At 64.2% G+C, this 12850-nt stretch carries 15 protein-coding genes; 12 read left to right on the forward strand and 3 right to left on the reverse strand.

Annotation, left to right across the window (positions count from 1 at the left end; translation table 11 throughout):
- Nucleotides 1–176: 176 nt before the first annotated feature.
- The 8 genes from ruvB to pal are packed head-to-tail and all read left to right on the forward strand — an operon-like array spanning nt 177 to nt 6686.
- Nucleotides 177–1217, forward strand: coding sequence for a Holliday junction branch migration DNA helicase RuvB (ruvB, locus tag LZ496_RS06835; RefSeq protein WP_249903904.1), 1041 nt, complete (start codon nt 177–179; stop codon nt 1215–1217).
- Nucleotides 1217–2362, forward strand: coding sequence for a DUF3089 domain-containing protein (locus LZ496_RS06840; RefSeq protein ID WP_249903905.1), 1146 nt, complete (start codon nt 1217–1219; stop codon nt 2360–2362). Before ruvB ends, LZ496_RS06840 begins: the two co-directional genes overlap by 1 nt.
- A gap of 60 nt (nt 2363–2422) precedes the next feature.
- Nucleotides 2423–2875, forward strand: coding sequence for a YbgC/FadM family acyl-CoA thioesterase (locus tag LZ496_RS06845; protein ID WP_249903906.1), 453 nt, complete (start codon nt 2423–2425; stop codon nt 2873–2875).
- On the forward strand, nt 2875–3576 hold the full coding sequence (tolQ, locus tag LZ496_RS06850) for a protein TolQ (RefSeq protein WP_249903907.1): 702 nt from the start codon (nt 2875–2877) through the stop codon (nt 3574–3576). Before LZ496_RS06845 ends, tolQ begins: the two co-directional genes overlap by 1 nt.
- Nucleotides 3576–4016, forward strand: coding sequence for a protein TolR (gene tolR / locus LZ496_RS06855; protein WP_249903908.1), 441 nt, complete (start codon nt 3576–3578; stop codon nt 4014–4016). The genes tolQ and tolR overlap by 1 nt, the downstream gene beginning before the upstream one ends.
- Nucleotides 4013–4819 carry a cell envelope biogenesis protein TolA gene (locus tag LZ496_RS06860; protein WP_249904958.1) on the forward strand — a complete coding sequence of 269 codons (807 nt, stop codon included), beginning with the start codon at nt 4013–4015 and terminating at the stop codon, nt 4817–4819. The genes tolR and LZ496_RS06860 overlap by 4 nt, the downstream gene beginning before the upstream one ends.
- Before the next feature lie 47 nt (nt 4820–4866).
- The gene (tolB, locus tag LZ496_RS06865; RefSeq protein WP_283938009.1) at nt 4867–6138 is read left to right on the forward strand and encodes a Tol-Pal system beta propeller repeat protein TolB; all 1272 of its coding nucleotides are present in this window, start codon (nt 4867–4869) and stop codon (nt 6136–6138) included.
- Nucleotides 6139–6167: 29 nt separating this feature from the next.
- The gene (gene pal, locus LZ496_RS06870; RefSeq protein ID WP_249903909.1) at nt 6168–6686 is read left to right on the forward strand and encodes a peptidoglycan-associated lipoprotein Pal; all 519 of its coding nucleotides are present in this window, start codon (nt 6168–6170) and stop codon (nt 6684–6686) included.
- A 47-nt stretch (nt 6687–6733) separates the two neighbouring features.
- On the opposite strand, the gene LZ496_RS06875 is transcribed toward pal, so the two are convergent.
- Nucleotides 6734–7036, reverse strand: a complete 303-nt coding sequence (locus tag LZ496_RS06875; protein ID WP_249903910.1) for an SEL1-like repeat protein — start codon at nt 7034–7036, stop codon at nt 6734–6736.
- A gap of 78 nt (nt 7037–7114) precedes the next feature.
- Complete coding sequence (gene panC / locus LZ496_RS06880; protein WP_249903911.1) at nt 7115–7972, reverse strand: pantoate--beta-alanine ligase; 858 nt, start codon at nt 7970–7972, stop codon at nt 7115–7117.
- Nucleotides 7973–8056: 84 nt separating this feature from the next.
- Between panC and LZ496_RS06885 the strand changes: the two genes are divergently transcribed.
- The 4 genes from LZ496_RS06885 (at nt 8057) to LZ496_RS06900 (ending at nt 11815) form a co-directional block, all read left to right on the forward strand.
- Nucleotides 8057–8860 carry a division plane positioning ATPase MipZ gene (locus LZ496_RS06885; RefSeq protein ID WP_249903912.1) on the forward strand — a complete coding sequence of 268 codons (804 nt, stop codon included), beginning with the start codon at nt 8057–8059 and terminating at the stop codon, nt 8858–8860.
- A gap of 24 nt (nt 8861–8884) precedes the next feature.
- Entirely contained in the window at nt 8885–10264 is a 1380-nt protein-coding gene (gene pgmG / locus LZ496_RS06890; RefSeq protein ID WP_249903913.1) for a phosphoglucomutase/phosphomannomutase PgmG, read from the forward strand.
- Between the two features lie 89 nt (nt 10265–10353).
- Nucleotides 10354–10824: a GNAT family N-acetyltransferase gene (locus LZ496_RS06895; protein WP_283937978.1), complete on the forward strand. Its 471-nt coding sequence runs from the start codon at nt 10354–10356 to the stop codon at nt 10822–10824.
- 40 nt (nt 10825–10864) lie between these two features.
- Nucleotides 10865–11815: a GAF domain-containing protein gene (locus LZ496_RS06900; protein WP_249903915.1), complete on the forward strand. Its 951-nt coding sequence runs from the start codon at nt 10865–10867 to the stop codon at nt 11813–11815.
- On the opposite strand, the gene LZ496_RS06905 is transcribed toward LZ496_RS06900, so the two are convergent.
- Nucleotides 11812–12810, reverse strand: coding sequence for a ligase-associated DNA damage response exonuclease (locus LZ496_RS06905; protein ID WP_249903916.1), 999 nt, complete (start codon nt 12808–12810; stop codon nt 11812–11814). The genes LZ496_RS06900 and LZ496_RS06905 overlap by 4 nt on opposite strands.
- Nucleotides 12811–12850 lie beyond the last annotated feature (40 nt).

Here is a 12850-nt window from a genome sequence, read left to right on the forward strand (position 1 = left end):
CGGCGCGAAATCCACTGTCCTACCGCCGAACAAATGTGCAACATGGGCGCCATGACCGGCGGGGACAGTCAATCATATTCATGCGCGCGGCGCGGCGCTGCCCGATTGGCCATAACGTCACTAACGTCGCACAAAATGGCGCCTCACCTTGAGACTTTTGAGACTTTAGTGAAGTTATGAGCGCCACAGACCCCGCCCGCATCACCACTCCTGAACGGACGTCCGAGGACGCGGACGCTGCGCTTCGGCCGAAAAGCCTCGACGAGTTCGTCGGCCAGCAGGCGGCCCGCGAGAACCTCCGCATCTTCGTCAATGCCGCCCGGTCGCGCGGCGAAGCGCTGGACCATGTGCTGTTCTTCGGTCCTCCGGGCCTCGGCAAAACCACATTGGCCGGGATCCTCGCACGTGAAATGGGTGTCGGCTTCCGCGCCACGTCCGGACCGGTGATCGCCAAGTCCGGCGATCTCGCCGCCCTCCTCACGAACCTCGAAGACGGCGACGTCCTGTTCATCGACGAGATCCACCGGCTCAATCCGGCCGTCGAGGAAGTGCTCTACCCGGCGATGGAGGACCGCGCCCTCGACCTGATGATCGGTGAAGGCCCGTCGGCCCGCTCGGTGCGGATCGACCTTCCGCGCTTCACCCTGATCGGCGCGACCACCCGGCAGGGCCTGCTCACGACCCCGCTCCGCGACCGCTTCGGAATTCCGGTCCGGCTCAACTTCTACACGGTCGAGGAACTGGAAAAGGTCGTCAGCCGCGGCGCTCGCCTGCTCGGCGCGCCGACCACCAGCGAAGGCGAGCATGAGATTGCCCGCCGTAGCCGGGGCACGCCGCGCATCGCCGGCCGGCTGCTTCGCCGGGTCCGCGATTTCGCCCATGCGGCGGGCGACGATGCGATCGACGCCGGTGTCGCTGACCGGGCGCTGACGCGGCTGGAGATCGACAGGCTCGGGCTCGACGCCATGGACCGGCGCTACCTGACGATGATTGCCGACCTATACGGCGGCGGCCCGGTCGGGATCGAAACGCTCGCGGCGGGCCTCAGCGAACCTCGCGACACGCTGGAAGATGTGGTCGAACCCTATCTCATTCAGCTTGGCCTCATCGCCCGGACGGCAAGAGGACGGTGTCTCAACGGCCGCGGGTGGCAGCATCTTGGCCTCACCCCGCCGGCGGGCAGCCAGTCCGGCCTGTTCGATCCGGAGAGCAAATAATGTCGTTGTTGGTTGCTGCGTCCCTCTTCGCCGCCCAGGCCACGGCCGGCGTTGCCGGTCCCGATTATGCCAAGCCGGCCAGCTGGCTCTGTCTTCCCGGCCGGTCCGATATTTGCACCACCCCGCTCGGAACGACCGCACTCAACCCCAATGGCTATGGCTCGACCGGGCAGTCGGTCGTGTCGAAGGATGCCAGCGTCGACTGCTTCGTGGTCTATCCGACCGTCAGCCGCGACGCTGGCATGAACAGCGACCTGACGCCCGGCGACGGCGAAGAGAAGGCCGCGATCAAAAGCCAGTTCGCCCGCTTTTCCGGCTCCTGCCGCATGTTCGCACCCGTGTATCGGCAAATGACCCTGGGGGCGGTGGCAGCCGCCGCCGCGGGCGCGGACGTCACCAAGCCGGCAATCCTCGCCTATTCGGACGTCCGCTCGGCCTGGAAGGAATATCTGGCCAAGCATAACAAGGGCCGGCCCTATGTCCTCCTCGGCCACAGCCAGGGCGCGCTGATGCTTCAGCAGCTGATCGCCAACGAGATCGAGGGCAAGCCGGAAGCGGCCCGGATGAAGCTGGCGATCATCCCCGGTTTCAACCTGCTGGTACCGCAGGGCAAGCTGGTCGGCGGAACGCTCAAGCAAACCCCGGTCTGCTCGAAAGCTGGACAGACCGGCTGTGTCATGACCTGGGTCAGCTTCCGTGAGAAGAATGTCCCGCCTGCTGGCGCCATCTTCGGCGTTGCCGACAAGCCGGGGATGACGGTTGCCTGCACCAACCCGGCGCGGCCGGGTGCGAGCGGTTGGGTAGAGCTAGACAGTTACTGGAATGCCCGCTCGACCTTGCCGGTCCCTGGCGGTCCCATCAGCTGGTCGACCGAAGGTGCCCCGCCCACTCCGTTCCTTCGCACCGAGGGGTTGGTTTCGGCCCAGTGCGTCAGCAACGGGCCGCGCGGCTATCTTTCGATCCGCACCAACGCCGACCCCAACGACAAGCGCACCGACCGCGTCGGCGGCGAGGTCGGGGTAATGGGCATGTTCATCCCCGGCTGGGGAATGCATCTCGCCGACATGAATGCGCCGATGGGCGACCTGATTCGGCAGGTTTCCGCGTTAAATGGGCCGAAATCCGCCAGCGGCCAGCCGCGCTGACGCCACTTTCTGACCATCAAGACTTGCCCCGCGAGTCAGGGGTTGGTTAATGCGAAGGCGATGCAATCATCACCCTATGACCAACCCTACCGCGGCGGTTTCGTCGGCAAGCAGCATCGGTTCGCGCTGACGGTCTTCTTCGAGGACACCGACACGGCGGGGATCGTCTATTATGCCAATTATTTGAAGTTCATGGAGCGGGCACGCTCCGACATGCTGCGTGCCGCCGGTATCGATCAAAGGGCTGCCAAGGAGGATGGAACCGGCGTCTATGCGGTTGCCGAAGTCGGCATCAAATATGTCCGGCCGGCCAAGCTTGGCGACGATTTGCTGGTTCTAAGTACCGTGCAGCTAGTTCGGGCTGCCAGCGTTGTCATTCATCAGCGAGTCATGCGGGGGTCCGAACTATTGGCCGATGCCCGCGTCACCGCAGCCTTCCTCGATCACCGCGACCGGCCGAAGCGCCAGCCGCGCGAATGGGTCGAGAAATTCAATGCGATTAGCGAGGATTAATGCCTGAACTGACTGCTACCGCCGATCTCATGTCGCCGCTCAACCTGTTCCTGCAGGCTGACGTGGTGGTGAAAGCCGTGATGCTCGGCCTGCTCCTGGCCAGCGTCTGGACATGGGCGATCATCTTCACCCACTCGATCCGCCTCCGGCAGATCAATCGCGGCACCGACAAGTTCGAGAGCGATTTCTGGGCGACCAACGATATCGACGCCTTCTACAGCCACCGCGGCACGGACCGGCTACCGATCGCGGCCGTCATGTCCGCGGCGCTCGACGAGTGGCGCCGTTCTACAAAGACCAAGCAGGTCGACCGAGCGGGAACCCGCGAACGTCTCGCCAGCCGGATGAACGCTGCAGTCGCGACCGAGCTCGATCGCTTGAGCGACCGCCTCAACATCCTCGCCACGGTCGGTTCGGTGGCGCCCTTTGTCGGCCTGTTCGGCACCGTCTGGGGCATCATGCGCAGCTTCACCGCAATCGCCGGCGCCAACAATACCTCGCTCGCGGTCGTCGCCCCCGGCATCGCCGAAGCGCTGTTCGCAACCGCCATCGGCCTGTTCGCGGCCATTCCCGCCGTCATCGCCTACAACCGGCTGACGCACGGGCTCGACCGGCTGGAAGCCAAGCTCAGCCGCTTCGCCGACCGCTTCCACGCGACCCTCAGCCGCGAGCTGGAGGTTGAGGTGGCGACGGGTCACTGATGGCGGCGAACCTCCCCTCCTCCTCCCGCCACGGCCGCCGCCGCGCGCCGATGGCGGAGATCAACGTAACGCCGCTGGTCGACGTCATGCTGGTGCTGCTGATCATCTTCATGGTCACCGCGCCGCTACTCGTTGCCGGCGTTCCGATCGACCTGCCGGAAAGCCGGGCAGGAGCGCTGGACCAGCAGGCCGAGCCGGTCCAGGTCGCGATCGACCGCGACGGCACGATCACCATCGATGATGCGCCGGTAGCCGAGGCGGCGCTTCCCGGTAAACTCGCCGAAATCGCCGCTCAGCCTCAGCCCGAAGAGGGCCGCCGCATTTACCTCCGCGCCGACCGCACGCTCGACTATGGCCGCGTCATGCGGGTGATGGGCGAGCTCAATCGCGCCGGCCTCAATCGCGTCGCCCTCGTCTCCGTGGGACCCGAAGACCAATGAGGATGGACCGCGCCGAGAAGGTCGGGACGGGAGCAGCCCTGCTGTTCCACGTCGCGCTGATCGGTGCGATGTCGATGAGCCTGGCGCATATAAACTCGACCCCCGAACCGCCGGCAATGGAGGTCGAACTCGTCGAGGAGGTCGGCCTCACCGCCGCCGCCCCGCAGCAGGTCGTCGTCCCGCCACCACCGAGCCAGGCGCCCGAGATGGGCGAGGCCGAGCCGGTCGAAGCAGTGGCGCCGCCTCCCCCAACGCCACGACCGACACCCGCACCGGTAGTGAAGCCGGTTCCGCCGAGGGCCGCGCCGCCAAAGCCATCACCTGTGGTGAAGCCCGCGCCGCCGAGGACCGCACCTCCCAAGCCCACGCCCCGCGTCTCACGGATCGGCGATGATTTCCTGAAAGGGATTTCCGACGACAAGCTCGCCCCGCGTGCTGGCCCCGCGCCCAAGCCCGCCGCCGCGACCGTCAGCGCCTCGGCGATGGCCGGAATCGTCCAGGCGATCCGCCGCCAGGTCCAGCCCTGCGCCGACCGGCAGGTGAATCCGGGCGAAGGTGCAAGCCGGATCAAGGTGCGGATGCGCCTGCAACTCACCCGAAGCGGCCGCCTCCGCGCTCCGCCGCAGGTTATCGGCACTTCCGGGGTCGATGACGAAAACGCTCGCTATGAGGAGCGGGTCAAGGATCTCGCCGTCGCCACGTTCGTCGGTTGCGCACCGCTCGTCGGATTGCCCCCCGAGCTCTACGAGACCGAGAGTGGTCGGGGCTGGTCCGATTTCATCATGAACTACAATTTGCCGTGAGGAGTCTTCCGTTGAAGCCGATCATCGCCGCCCTTCTTGCCCTGCCGATGGCGAGTGCCGCCGTGGCCCAGGACTCCGGACCGCTCGAAGTCGACGTCGTCGGCGGCATCCAGGCGCCGATGGCCATCGCCGTCCCGGCAATGCCGAGCGCCAATGGCGATGCCGCGATGGGCAGGCAGATTGCTGAGATCATCTCGTCCGACCTGCGCACGACCGGCCTGTTCACGCCGCTCGGGCCGGGCGGAATTGCCGGCTACAGCTATGCCGAAGCGTCCAACCCGGTTTACGCCACCTGGCGAAGCGCCGGCGCCGCAGCGCTGGTCGCCGGCTATGTGGAAGGAGCCGGAACGGGCCGTTTGACGCTCGCATGCTACCTGTACGACGTCACAGCGGGTCGGGAGCTTGTGCGCCAGGGTTTTGCGGTCAATGCCAACAATTGGCGCAGCGCCGCACACAAATGCGCCGACCTCGTCTATTCGCGTCTGTCGGGCGAACAGCCCTTCCTCGATACCAAGGTTGTTTATGTCTCCGAGACGGGGCCGAAAAACGCCCGCGTAAAGCGCATCGCGATCATGGATTCCGACGGCTCCAACCATCGCTACCTGACCGAAGGCAAGGCGACCGTGCTGACCCCGCGGTTCAGCCCGCGCGGCGACAAGCTTGTCTACATGAGCTACCAGGGCCGGCGTCCGCGCGTCTATGTGATGGACGTCGCGACCGGCACGGAACGGCTGCTGGTTCCGGGCACCGCCTTCACCTTCGCACCGCGCTTCTCGCCGGACGGCAGCCAGATCGTCTTTTCGATGGCCGCTGGCGGCAACACCGACATTTATGTCGTTGGCGCCAACGGCGGTACACCGCGCCGGCTGACGGCGACGCCGGGCGCGGACACGTCGCCAAGCTTTTCGCCGGACGGCAACCGCATCGTGTTCGAAAGCGACCGGTCGGGCAGCCAGCAGCTCTACGTCATGAACTATGACGGATCGAACCAGCGCCGGATCAGCTTCGGCGGCGGCAACTATGCCTCGCCGGCCTGGAGCCCGCGCGGCGACCTGATCGCCTTCACGCGAATCGGTGGCGGCGCCTTCCGAATCGGCGTGATGAGCCCGAGTGGCGGCGGGGAGCGTACGCTGACCAATGCCTGGCAGGACGAGGGTCCCAGCTGGGCGCCCAATGGCCAGTTCGTCATGTTCCATCGCACCACGCAGGGATCGGGCAACGCCGCCCTCTATGCGGTCAACATCAATGGCGGCCAGCCAAGGCGCATGCCGACTCCGGTCGGCGGATCGGACCCCAGCTGGTCGCCCCTCAACAATTAAAACGAACAGGGAATTTCAAGGAGTAAGGAATGAACAAGTCTGTCCTCATCGGCATGACCGCCCTGGCGCTGGCGCTCGGCGCATGCGGCAAGAAGACGCCTCCCGCGGACATTCCGCCGGCAGTCGACCAGTCGGCCAACCCGCCGGGCACCGCGACCGACGACAGCGTCGACCTGATCGAACTTCCGGCGATGCAGGCCGACCTCATCGCCAAGGCGGGTTCGGACACGGTCTATTTCAGCACGGACGAATCCTCGCTCGACAACCAAGCCCAGGCCACACTGGCGGCACAGGCGCGTTGGATGCTCGCAAATCCGTCTGTTCGTGGATCGATCGAAGGCCATGCCGACGAACGCGGCACGCGTGAGTATAATCTTGCACTGGGCGAGCGGCGGGCCAATGCCGCCAAGCAATTCCTGATTGCCAATGGCGTTCCCGAAGGCCGGCTGACGACGATCAGCTGGGGCAAGGAACGCCCGGTTGCCGTTGGCTCCAACGAGGAAGCCTGGGCCCAGAACCGCCGCGCCGTGACGGTGGTCGTTAAATAAGCACCAAGTCTAGGATCCGGCGCGCACCTTGCGTGCCGGGTCTCAGATTACGCGGCGTAGCGATGGTGGCCGGTATGACCCAGCCATGCACGAGCCTGGCGCTGCGCTTCGGCGATTTCGCGCGCGGTCATCTCGATCGAGATTTCCGCCCGGCATGCCTGGCTGCGAGTGTCGCCCGACAGGGCAGCGAGGTTGAACCATTTGTGAGCTTCGATGAGGTCAACGGCAATTCCGCCGCGGCCCGTCGAATAGCTGACACCAAGTTCATACAGCGCTTCGACGCTACCTGCCTCGGCATCCGCCATCCGGCTGCGGAGGAAGAAGTCGGCACTCTTCTGACTGATCGCCATAACGAAAATCCCCTGTTCCTTCGATCGAGCTGAAATTCGCGCTCGAAGGGCAAAGAAATGGTTAACGGCGTGGAGACCTTAATTTTCTGCTGTGGCCGAAATGACACGAATATTATCGATGAGGCGGGTCGCTCCCATGAAAGCGGCCGCGATCAGGCGCATCTCACCGGCTGGTGAATCCAGCGGTTCAAGGGTCGCCGCATCGACCAGCGCGAAATAATCGATCCGGCCAAATCCGGCTTCGGTCAGATTCCGTTTGGCATCATCCAGCGCCGCCTCGACAGGCTCACCGCCGAGAATCGCTTCCCTCGCATGTTCCAGGGATTGCGGCAGCGCCAGAGCGCGCGACCGTTCGTCGGGCGTGAGATATGCGTTGCGTGATGAAAGGGCCAAGCCGTCAGCGTCGCGGACGGTCGCAACGCCGCGCACATTGATGCCGAGCCCGAGGTCCGCTTCCATTCGCCGGATCACTGCCAGCTGCTGAAAATCCTTTTCGCCGAAGAAGGCGAGGTCGGGCCTGACGGCAGTGAACAGCTTGGCGACGACGGTCGCAACTCCCGCGAAATGGCCGGGCCGGGCGGCGCCATCCCACCGCTCGCTAACCCCGGAAACGCTGACGGTTGTCGCGAATCCGGGCGGATAGAGCTGATCGGCGGTCGGCAGCCAAAGCAGGTCGCAGCCACGACCCTGCAGCAACTCGGCATCTTCTGCTTCCTGGCGGGGGTAGCGATCGAGATCCTCGGTCGGCCCGAACTGCAGTGGATTGACGAAGATTGACGCCACCACCCAGTCGGCCTCCGCCTTGGCCGCGTCGATTAGTGCCAGATGGCCGGCATGAAGGGCGCCCATGGTCGGAACCAGCGCAATCCTTTGGCCAGCCCCCCGCCAGGGAACCAGGGCTGCGGGCAAATCGCTTAACCTTCTAATGATTTGCATGCGATTCCGGCCTTCGGTATCTCTGGGTACGGGGCCGCGACATAAAGGCGCGGTTGTGGGAAATCACAAGGGGAATAGCAGGCCATGGGCCAGCCGCATTTCATCGTATTCGCCAATGAAAAGGGCGGCACTGGTAAGTCGACGACCGCGGTCCACACCGCAATCGCTCTAGCAGCCGGCGGCCGGAAAGTCGGCGCTCTCGACCTGGACCACCGGCAGCGGACGATGACCCGCTACCTTGAAAACCGCGACGCTACGATGCGCCGGTTGGACAAGGAATTGCCCCAGGTCACCTATGAGGTGCTGGAGGATCAGAGCGAAGCCGGCCTCGACGCGGCGATTGCACGGCTTTCGACCGATGCCGAGGTAATCGTTGTCGATACACCCGGCCGCGACGATCCGGTCGCTCGCGCAGCGATCCTCAGGGCCGATACGCTGGTCACGCCGATGAACGACAGCTTCGTCGACCTTGACCTGATCGGTCAGGTCCACCCGGAAAACTTCAAGGTCACCAAGCCCAGCTTCTATGCCGAACTAATCTGGAACAGCCGAACGCAGCGCGCCAAGGTCACAGGCAAGAGCGTCGACTGGGTCGTGCTCCGCAATCGCCTACAGCATATCCAGTCGCATAACCTTCAGAGGGTAGGCGCGGCGCTGGACGAGCTCGCCCGCCGCGTCGGCTATCGGGTCATTCCGGGCCTCGGCGAGCGCGTTATCTACCGCGAACTCTTCCCCAAGGGCCTTACGCTGCTCGACCTTTCGGACCTGGGCGACGTCGGGCTTGGACACATTGCGGCCCGCCAGGAGTTGCGCGAAATGATCGCGGGCCTTGCCGTCCCCGGGCAAGACGATATGGGCGAAGCGCCCAGGGCGGCTGCCGCGGGCTGATTCAACCCGCCAACAGGAATTTCAATGTCGCACCAGTTCAACCGCACCATCTTGCGCGAATATGATGTTCGCGGGATCGTCGGATCCACGCTCTATCCCGAAGACGCCTATGCCCTTGGCCGCAGCTACGCGGCACTTGCGGTGTCCGAGGGTGCGAAGCGCGTTGCGGTTGGGCGGGACGGCCGAACCCATTCGCCGGACCTCGAGGCGGCGCTGGTCCGCGGGCTTGCCGAGGGCGGTCTTGATGTCGTCCGCACCGGCATGGGCTCGTCGCCGATGCTTTATTTCGCGGTTGCGACGCTGGACGTGCAGGGCGGCGTCCAGGTCACCGGCAGCCACAATCCGGCCGACTACAACGGCTTCAAGATGCTTTTGAACGGCCGTTCGGTATTCGGGGCGGAGATCCAGGAATTGGGCCGCCGCGCCGCCGAGGGCGACTGGAGCGAAGGTGAGGGCGGTGTCGAGGAAGCCGACGTCACCGACGCTTATGTCGACGCACTGGTGAAGGGCTTCGACGGAAAGGCCTACCGCATCGGTTGGGATGCCGGGAACGGCGCAGCTGGTCCGATCGTCGAGCGGCTGATCAAGCGGCTCCCCGGCGAGCATCACACCTTGTACACCGATGTCGACGGCAATTTCCCCAATCATCATCCTGACCCAACGGTCGAAGCGAACCTCGTCGACCTCAAGAAGCTGGTTGCCGACAAGGGGCTCGATTTCGGCTTCGCCTTCGACGGCGACGCTGACCGCATCGGCGCTGTCGATGCCAAGGGACGGGTGATCTGGGGCGACCAGCTTTTGATCATCCTTGCTGCTCCCGTGCTCGAAGAACTTCCAGGCGCCACGATCATTGCCGACGTGAAGGCCAGCCAGACCCTGTTCGAGCGAATTGCCGAAATGGGCGGCTCGCCGCTGATGTGGAAAACCGGTCACAGCCTCATCAAGTCGAAGATGAAGGAAACGCACGCCCCGCTCGCCGGTGAAATGAGCGGGCACATCTTCTTCAAGCATGAATGGTACGGGTTCGACGACGCGCTCTATGCGGCTGTCCGGACGATCCGCGCTGTCTCCGCCAGCGGCAAGTCGCTGACCGACCTCCGGAGTGAGATGCCGGTTTCGGTGGCGACACCCGAGCTTCGTTTCCAGGTCGACGAAAGCCGCAAGTTCGCCGTGATCGGCGAGGTCGCCGAGCGCCTTGCCGCCGAGGGTGCTGAGGTCAATGCGACCGACGGCGTCCGCGTCAACACGCCGGACGGCTGGTGGCTGCTGCGCGCATCGAACACCCAGGATGTGCTGGTGGCTCGCGCCGAAGCCAAGGACCAGGCTGGTCTCGATCGGCTGATGCAGACGGTCAACAAGCAGCTTGAGAAAAGCGGCATAGCGGCAGTCGAGGCCGCTCATTAGGGTCCGCCAATAGGCGGTGGGAGATTGGGCAGGCCGGGACGGATATGGACGCGCAGCGCGTAACAGAATTGCGCACCGACCGGCTTCGAATGCGACGGGTGCGATCCGCTGACATCGACGCAATTCATGCCATCATGAGCGATGCGGAGACGATGCGGTTCTGGTCATCGCCGCCGCATTCGACCCTGGCCGAAACGGAAAAATGGCTCGCCTCGATGATCGAGGCCGACCGGGCCGGCGAAAGCGACGAATTCATCCTCGAGCATCAGGGGCGAGTGATCGGAAAGCTCGGCGCGTGGAGGCATCCGGAGATCGGCTTTTTCCTGGACCGCGACTATTGGGGGCGAGGCTTGGCGAGCGAAGCCCTGCTGCAATTCATCAACTACGCGCGGGATCTGGGCCTCAATTGCTTGACCGCCGATGTCGACCCAAGAAACACGGCCTGCCTGCACCTGCTCGCCAAATGCGGTTTCCACGAGACCGGACGGCAGAGCGCCACTTATGTCGTCGACGGCCAAGCCTGTGACAGCGTCTACCTGAAGGTCGATCTCTACCCGTAGGCCGCGTGACGGCGGATTATCGTTGTTGTATGTGCGTAACATGCAGATCCAGATGGCTATGGACGGTCACGAGCGAGAAAGGCTCCAGCGCCTGTTCGCTCAGGCGCCCGGCTGCCTGGCAATCCTCGAGGGCAGCGGTCACCGCATAACGGTCGCTAACAAGGCGTTCGAGGACCTCGTCAATAGAAGCGATCTCGTCGGCAAGGGCCTGGCCGAAGCAGTACCGGAATTGGCCGAGCAGGGCTTCGTGGGATTGCTGGACGAAGCCAAGCGCTCGGGCAATCCTTACATCGGGCGCGGAATGCCGATCCGAATGAACCTTCCTGGCGGCTGGTGCGAAGAGATTTTCGTCGACCTCATCGTCCAGCCGTTGAGCGATGCGGGTAGCGGAACTCCCGGCGTTCTCTTGCAAGGCCATAACGTCTCAGAGGATAAGAAGAGCGAAGAGCTTCGTTCCGCGCATAACAGAGTCCTCGAGCTGGCGATCGGCGATAGCCCTCTCGAGCAGACGTTGGGCGAGCTCATCAAAATTATCGAGGCCACGTCCCGGACCGAAGTATTGGGATCCATCCTGTTGCTCGATCTCGATGGAAAGCATCTTCGGCACGGCGCGGCACCAAGCTTGCCGAGCGAATATATGAAGGCGATCGACGGCGCCGAAATCGGGCCTTGTGCCGGATCGTGCGGCACCGCCGCCTACCGCGGCACGCCGGTCTTCGTTTCGGACATCGCGACCGACCGGTTATGGGAAGAATATAAGGTGGTCGCACTGCCCCATGGGCTTCGCGCTTGCTGGTCGATCCCAATTCTTACCCGTGGCCGAAGAGTGCTCGGTACGTTTGCGATGTACCACCGCGAACCGCGCGAACCGACGGTACGCGACCTCGCCCTGGTCGACCTTATTACCCAAACCGCTGCCTTGGTAATCGACCGCGAGCGCGCGCACTCCGCGCTTCGAGAAATCGCGGAAATGGCTGAAGACGAGGATTAGTCGTCCTCATCCTCATATCCGATTAGGTTGAGCTCCCGCGCCTTGATCTGGTGAAGCTGGCACCAATGCATCAGCGCATCCTCGCGCCCATGGGTGATCCACACTTCCCTGGGCGCCACTTCGCGGATCGTCTGCGTGAGCTCGTCCCAGTCGGCATGATCGGAGATGATCAGCGGCAGCTCGACATTTCGCTGCCGTGCCCGCTGGCGGATCCGCATCCACCCCGACGCCATGGCGGTGATGGGATCCGGAAGACGACGCGACCAGCGATCGTTGAGCGCGCCGGGAGGGCAAATGACGATCTTGTCGGCAAGTTCCGCCTTGGCCGCCCCGGTCGCCGGCCTCAACTCACCTAATGGCACACCCAGCTCCTCATAGAGCCGGCATAAGCGTTCAAGCGCCCCGTGGATGTAGATCGGCTCATCATAGCCCCGCCCGCGCAGTTCCATGATGACCCGCTGCGCCTTTCCCAGCGCATAGGCGCCGACAAGAATGCAGCGTCCCGGCTCGGCCCGAAGCCGATGCAGCAGGCGATCGACCTCGCTGCCCGTTTCGGGATGGCGAAATACCGGCAGTCCGAACGTGGCTTCGGTGATGAAGATGTCGCACGGCGTCACGACGAATGGGGCGCAGGTGGGATCGGGTCTGCGCTTATAGTCTCCCGAAATCACGACTCGTTCGCCCGCATGCTCCAGTACGATTTGCGCCGATCCGAGCACATGACCGGCGGGCACGAAGCTGACATCGACGCTTCCGAGCCGGACGGATTCGCCATAGCCGACGGCGAGCCCGTTCTGGTCGCCATAGCGGACGCCCATGATTGCCAGCGTTTCCGGCGTTGCCCAAACCTGGCCGTGTCCGCCGCGCGCATGATCCCCATGGCCATGCGTGACCAACGCCTTCGCCTTCGGCTGCGACGGATCGATCCAGGCGTCGGCCGGCTTTACGTAGATGCCTTCAGGAAAAGGCTCGATCCAGGAACCCAGACGGGGCATTGCGGCATTATACCGTCAGCGTGGCGGATGAGTTCCGCTT

Source organism: Sphingomonas caseinilytica (genome assembly GCF_023516455.1).
Taxonomy (GTDB): Bacteria; Pseudomonadota; Alphaproteobacteria; order Sphingomonadales; family Sphingomonadaceae; genus Sphingomicrobium; species Sphingomicrobium caseinilyticum.

Coding starts and splice junctions, on each gene's coding strand:
- ruvB (WP_249903904.1), top strand. CDS start 177: ATGAGCGCCACAGACCCCGCCCGCATCACCACTCCTGAACGGACGTCC.
- LZ496_RS06840 (WP_249903905.1), top strand. CDS start 1,217: ATGTCGTTGTTGGTTGCTGCGTCCCTCTTCGCCGCCCAGGCCACGGCC.
- LZ496_RS06845 (WP_249903906.1), top strand. CDS start 2,423: ATGCAATCATCACCCTATGACCAACCCTACCGCGGCGGTTTCGTCGGC.
- tolQ (WP_249903907.1), top strand. CDS start 2,875: ATGCCTGAACTGACTGCTACCGCCGATCTCATGTCGCCGCTCAACCTG.
- tolR (WP_249903908.1), top strand. CDS start 3,576: ATGGCGGCGAACCTCCCCTCCTCCTCCCGCCACGGCCGCCGCCGCGCG.
- LZ496_RS06860 (WP_249904958.1), top strand. CDS start 4,013: ATGAGGATGGACCGCGCCGAGAAGGTCGGGACGGGAGCAGCCCTGCTG.
- tolB (WP_283938009.1), top strand. CDS start 4,867: ATGGCGAGTGCCGCCGTGGCCCAGGACTCCGGACCGCTCGAAGTCGAC.
- pal (WP_249903909.1), top strand. CDS start 6,168: ATGAACAAGTCTGTCCTCATCGGCATGACCGCCCTGGCGCTGGCGCTC.
- LZ496_RS06875 (WP_249903910.1), bottom strand. CDS start 7,036: ATGGCGATCAGTCAGAAGAGTGCCGACTTCTTCCTCCGCAGCCGGATG.
- panC (WP_249903911.1), bottom strand. CDS start 7,972: ATGCAAATCATTAGAAGGTTAAGCGATTTGCCCGCAGCCCTGGTTCCC.
- LZ496_RS06885 (WP_249903912.1), top strand. CDS start 8,057: ATGGGCCAGCCGCATTTCATCGTATTCGCCAATGAAAAGGGCGGCACT.
- pgmG (WP_249903913.1), top strand. CDS start 8,885: ATGTCGCACCAGTTCAACCGCACCATCTTGCGCGAATATGATGTTCGC.
- LZ496_RS06895 (WP_283937978.1), top strand. CDS start 10,354: ATGCGACGGGTGCGATCCGCTGACATCGACGCAATTCATGCCATCATG.
- LZ496_RS06900 (WP_249903915.1), top strand. CDS start 10,865: ATGCAGATCCAGATGGCTATGGACGGTCACGAGCGAGAAAGGCTCCAG.
- LZ496_RS06905 (WP_249903916.1), bottom strand. CDS start 12,810: ATGCCCCGTCTGGGTTCCTGGATCGAGCCTTTTCCTGAAGGCATCTAC.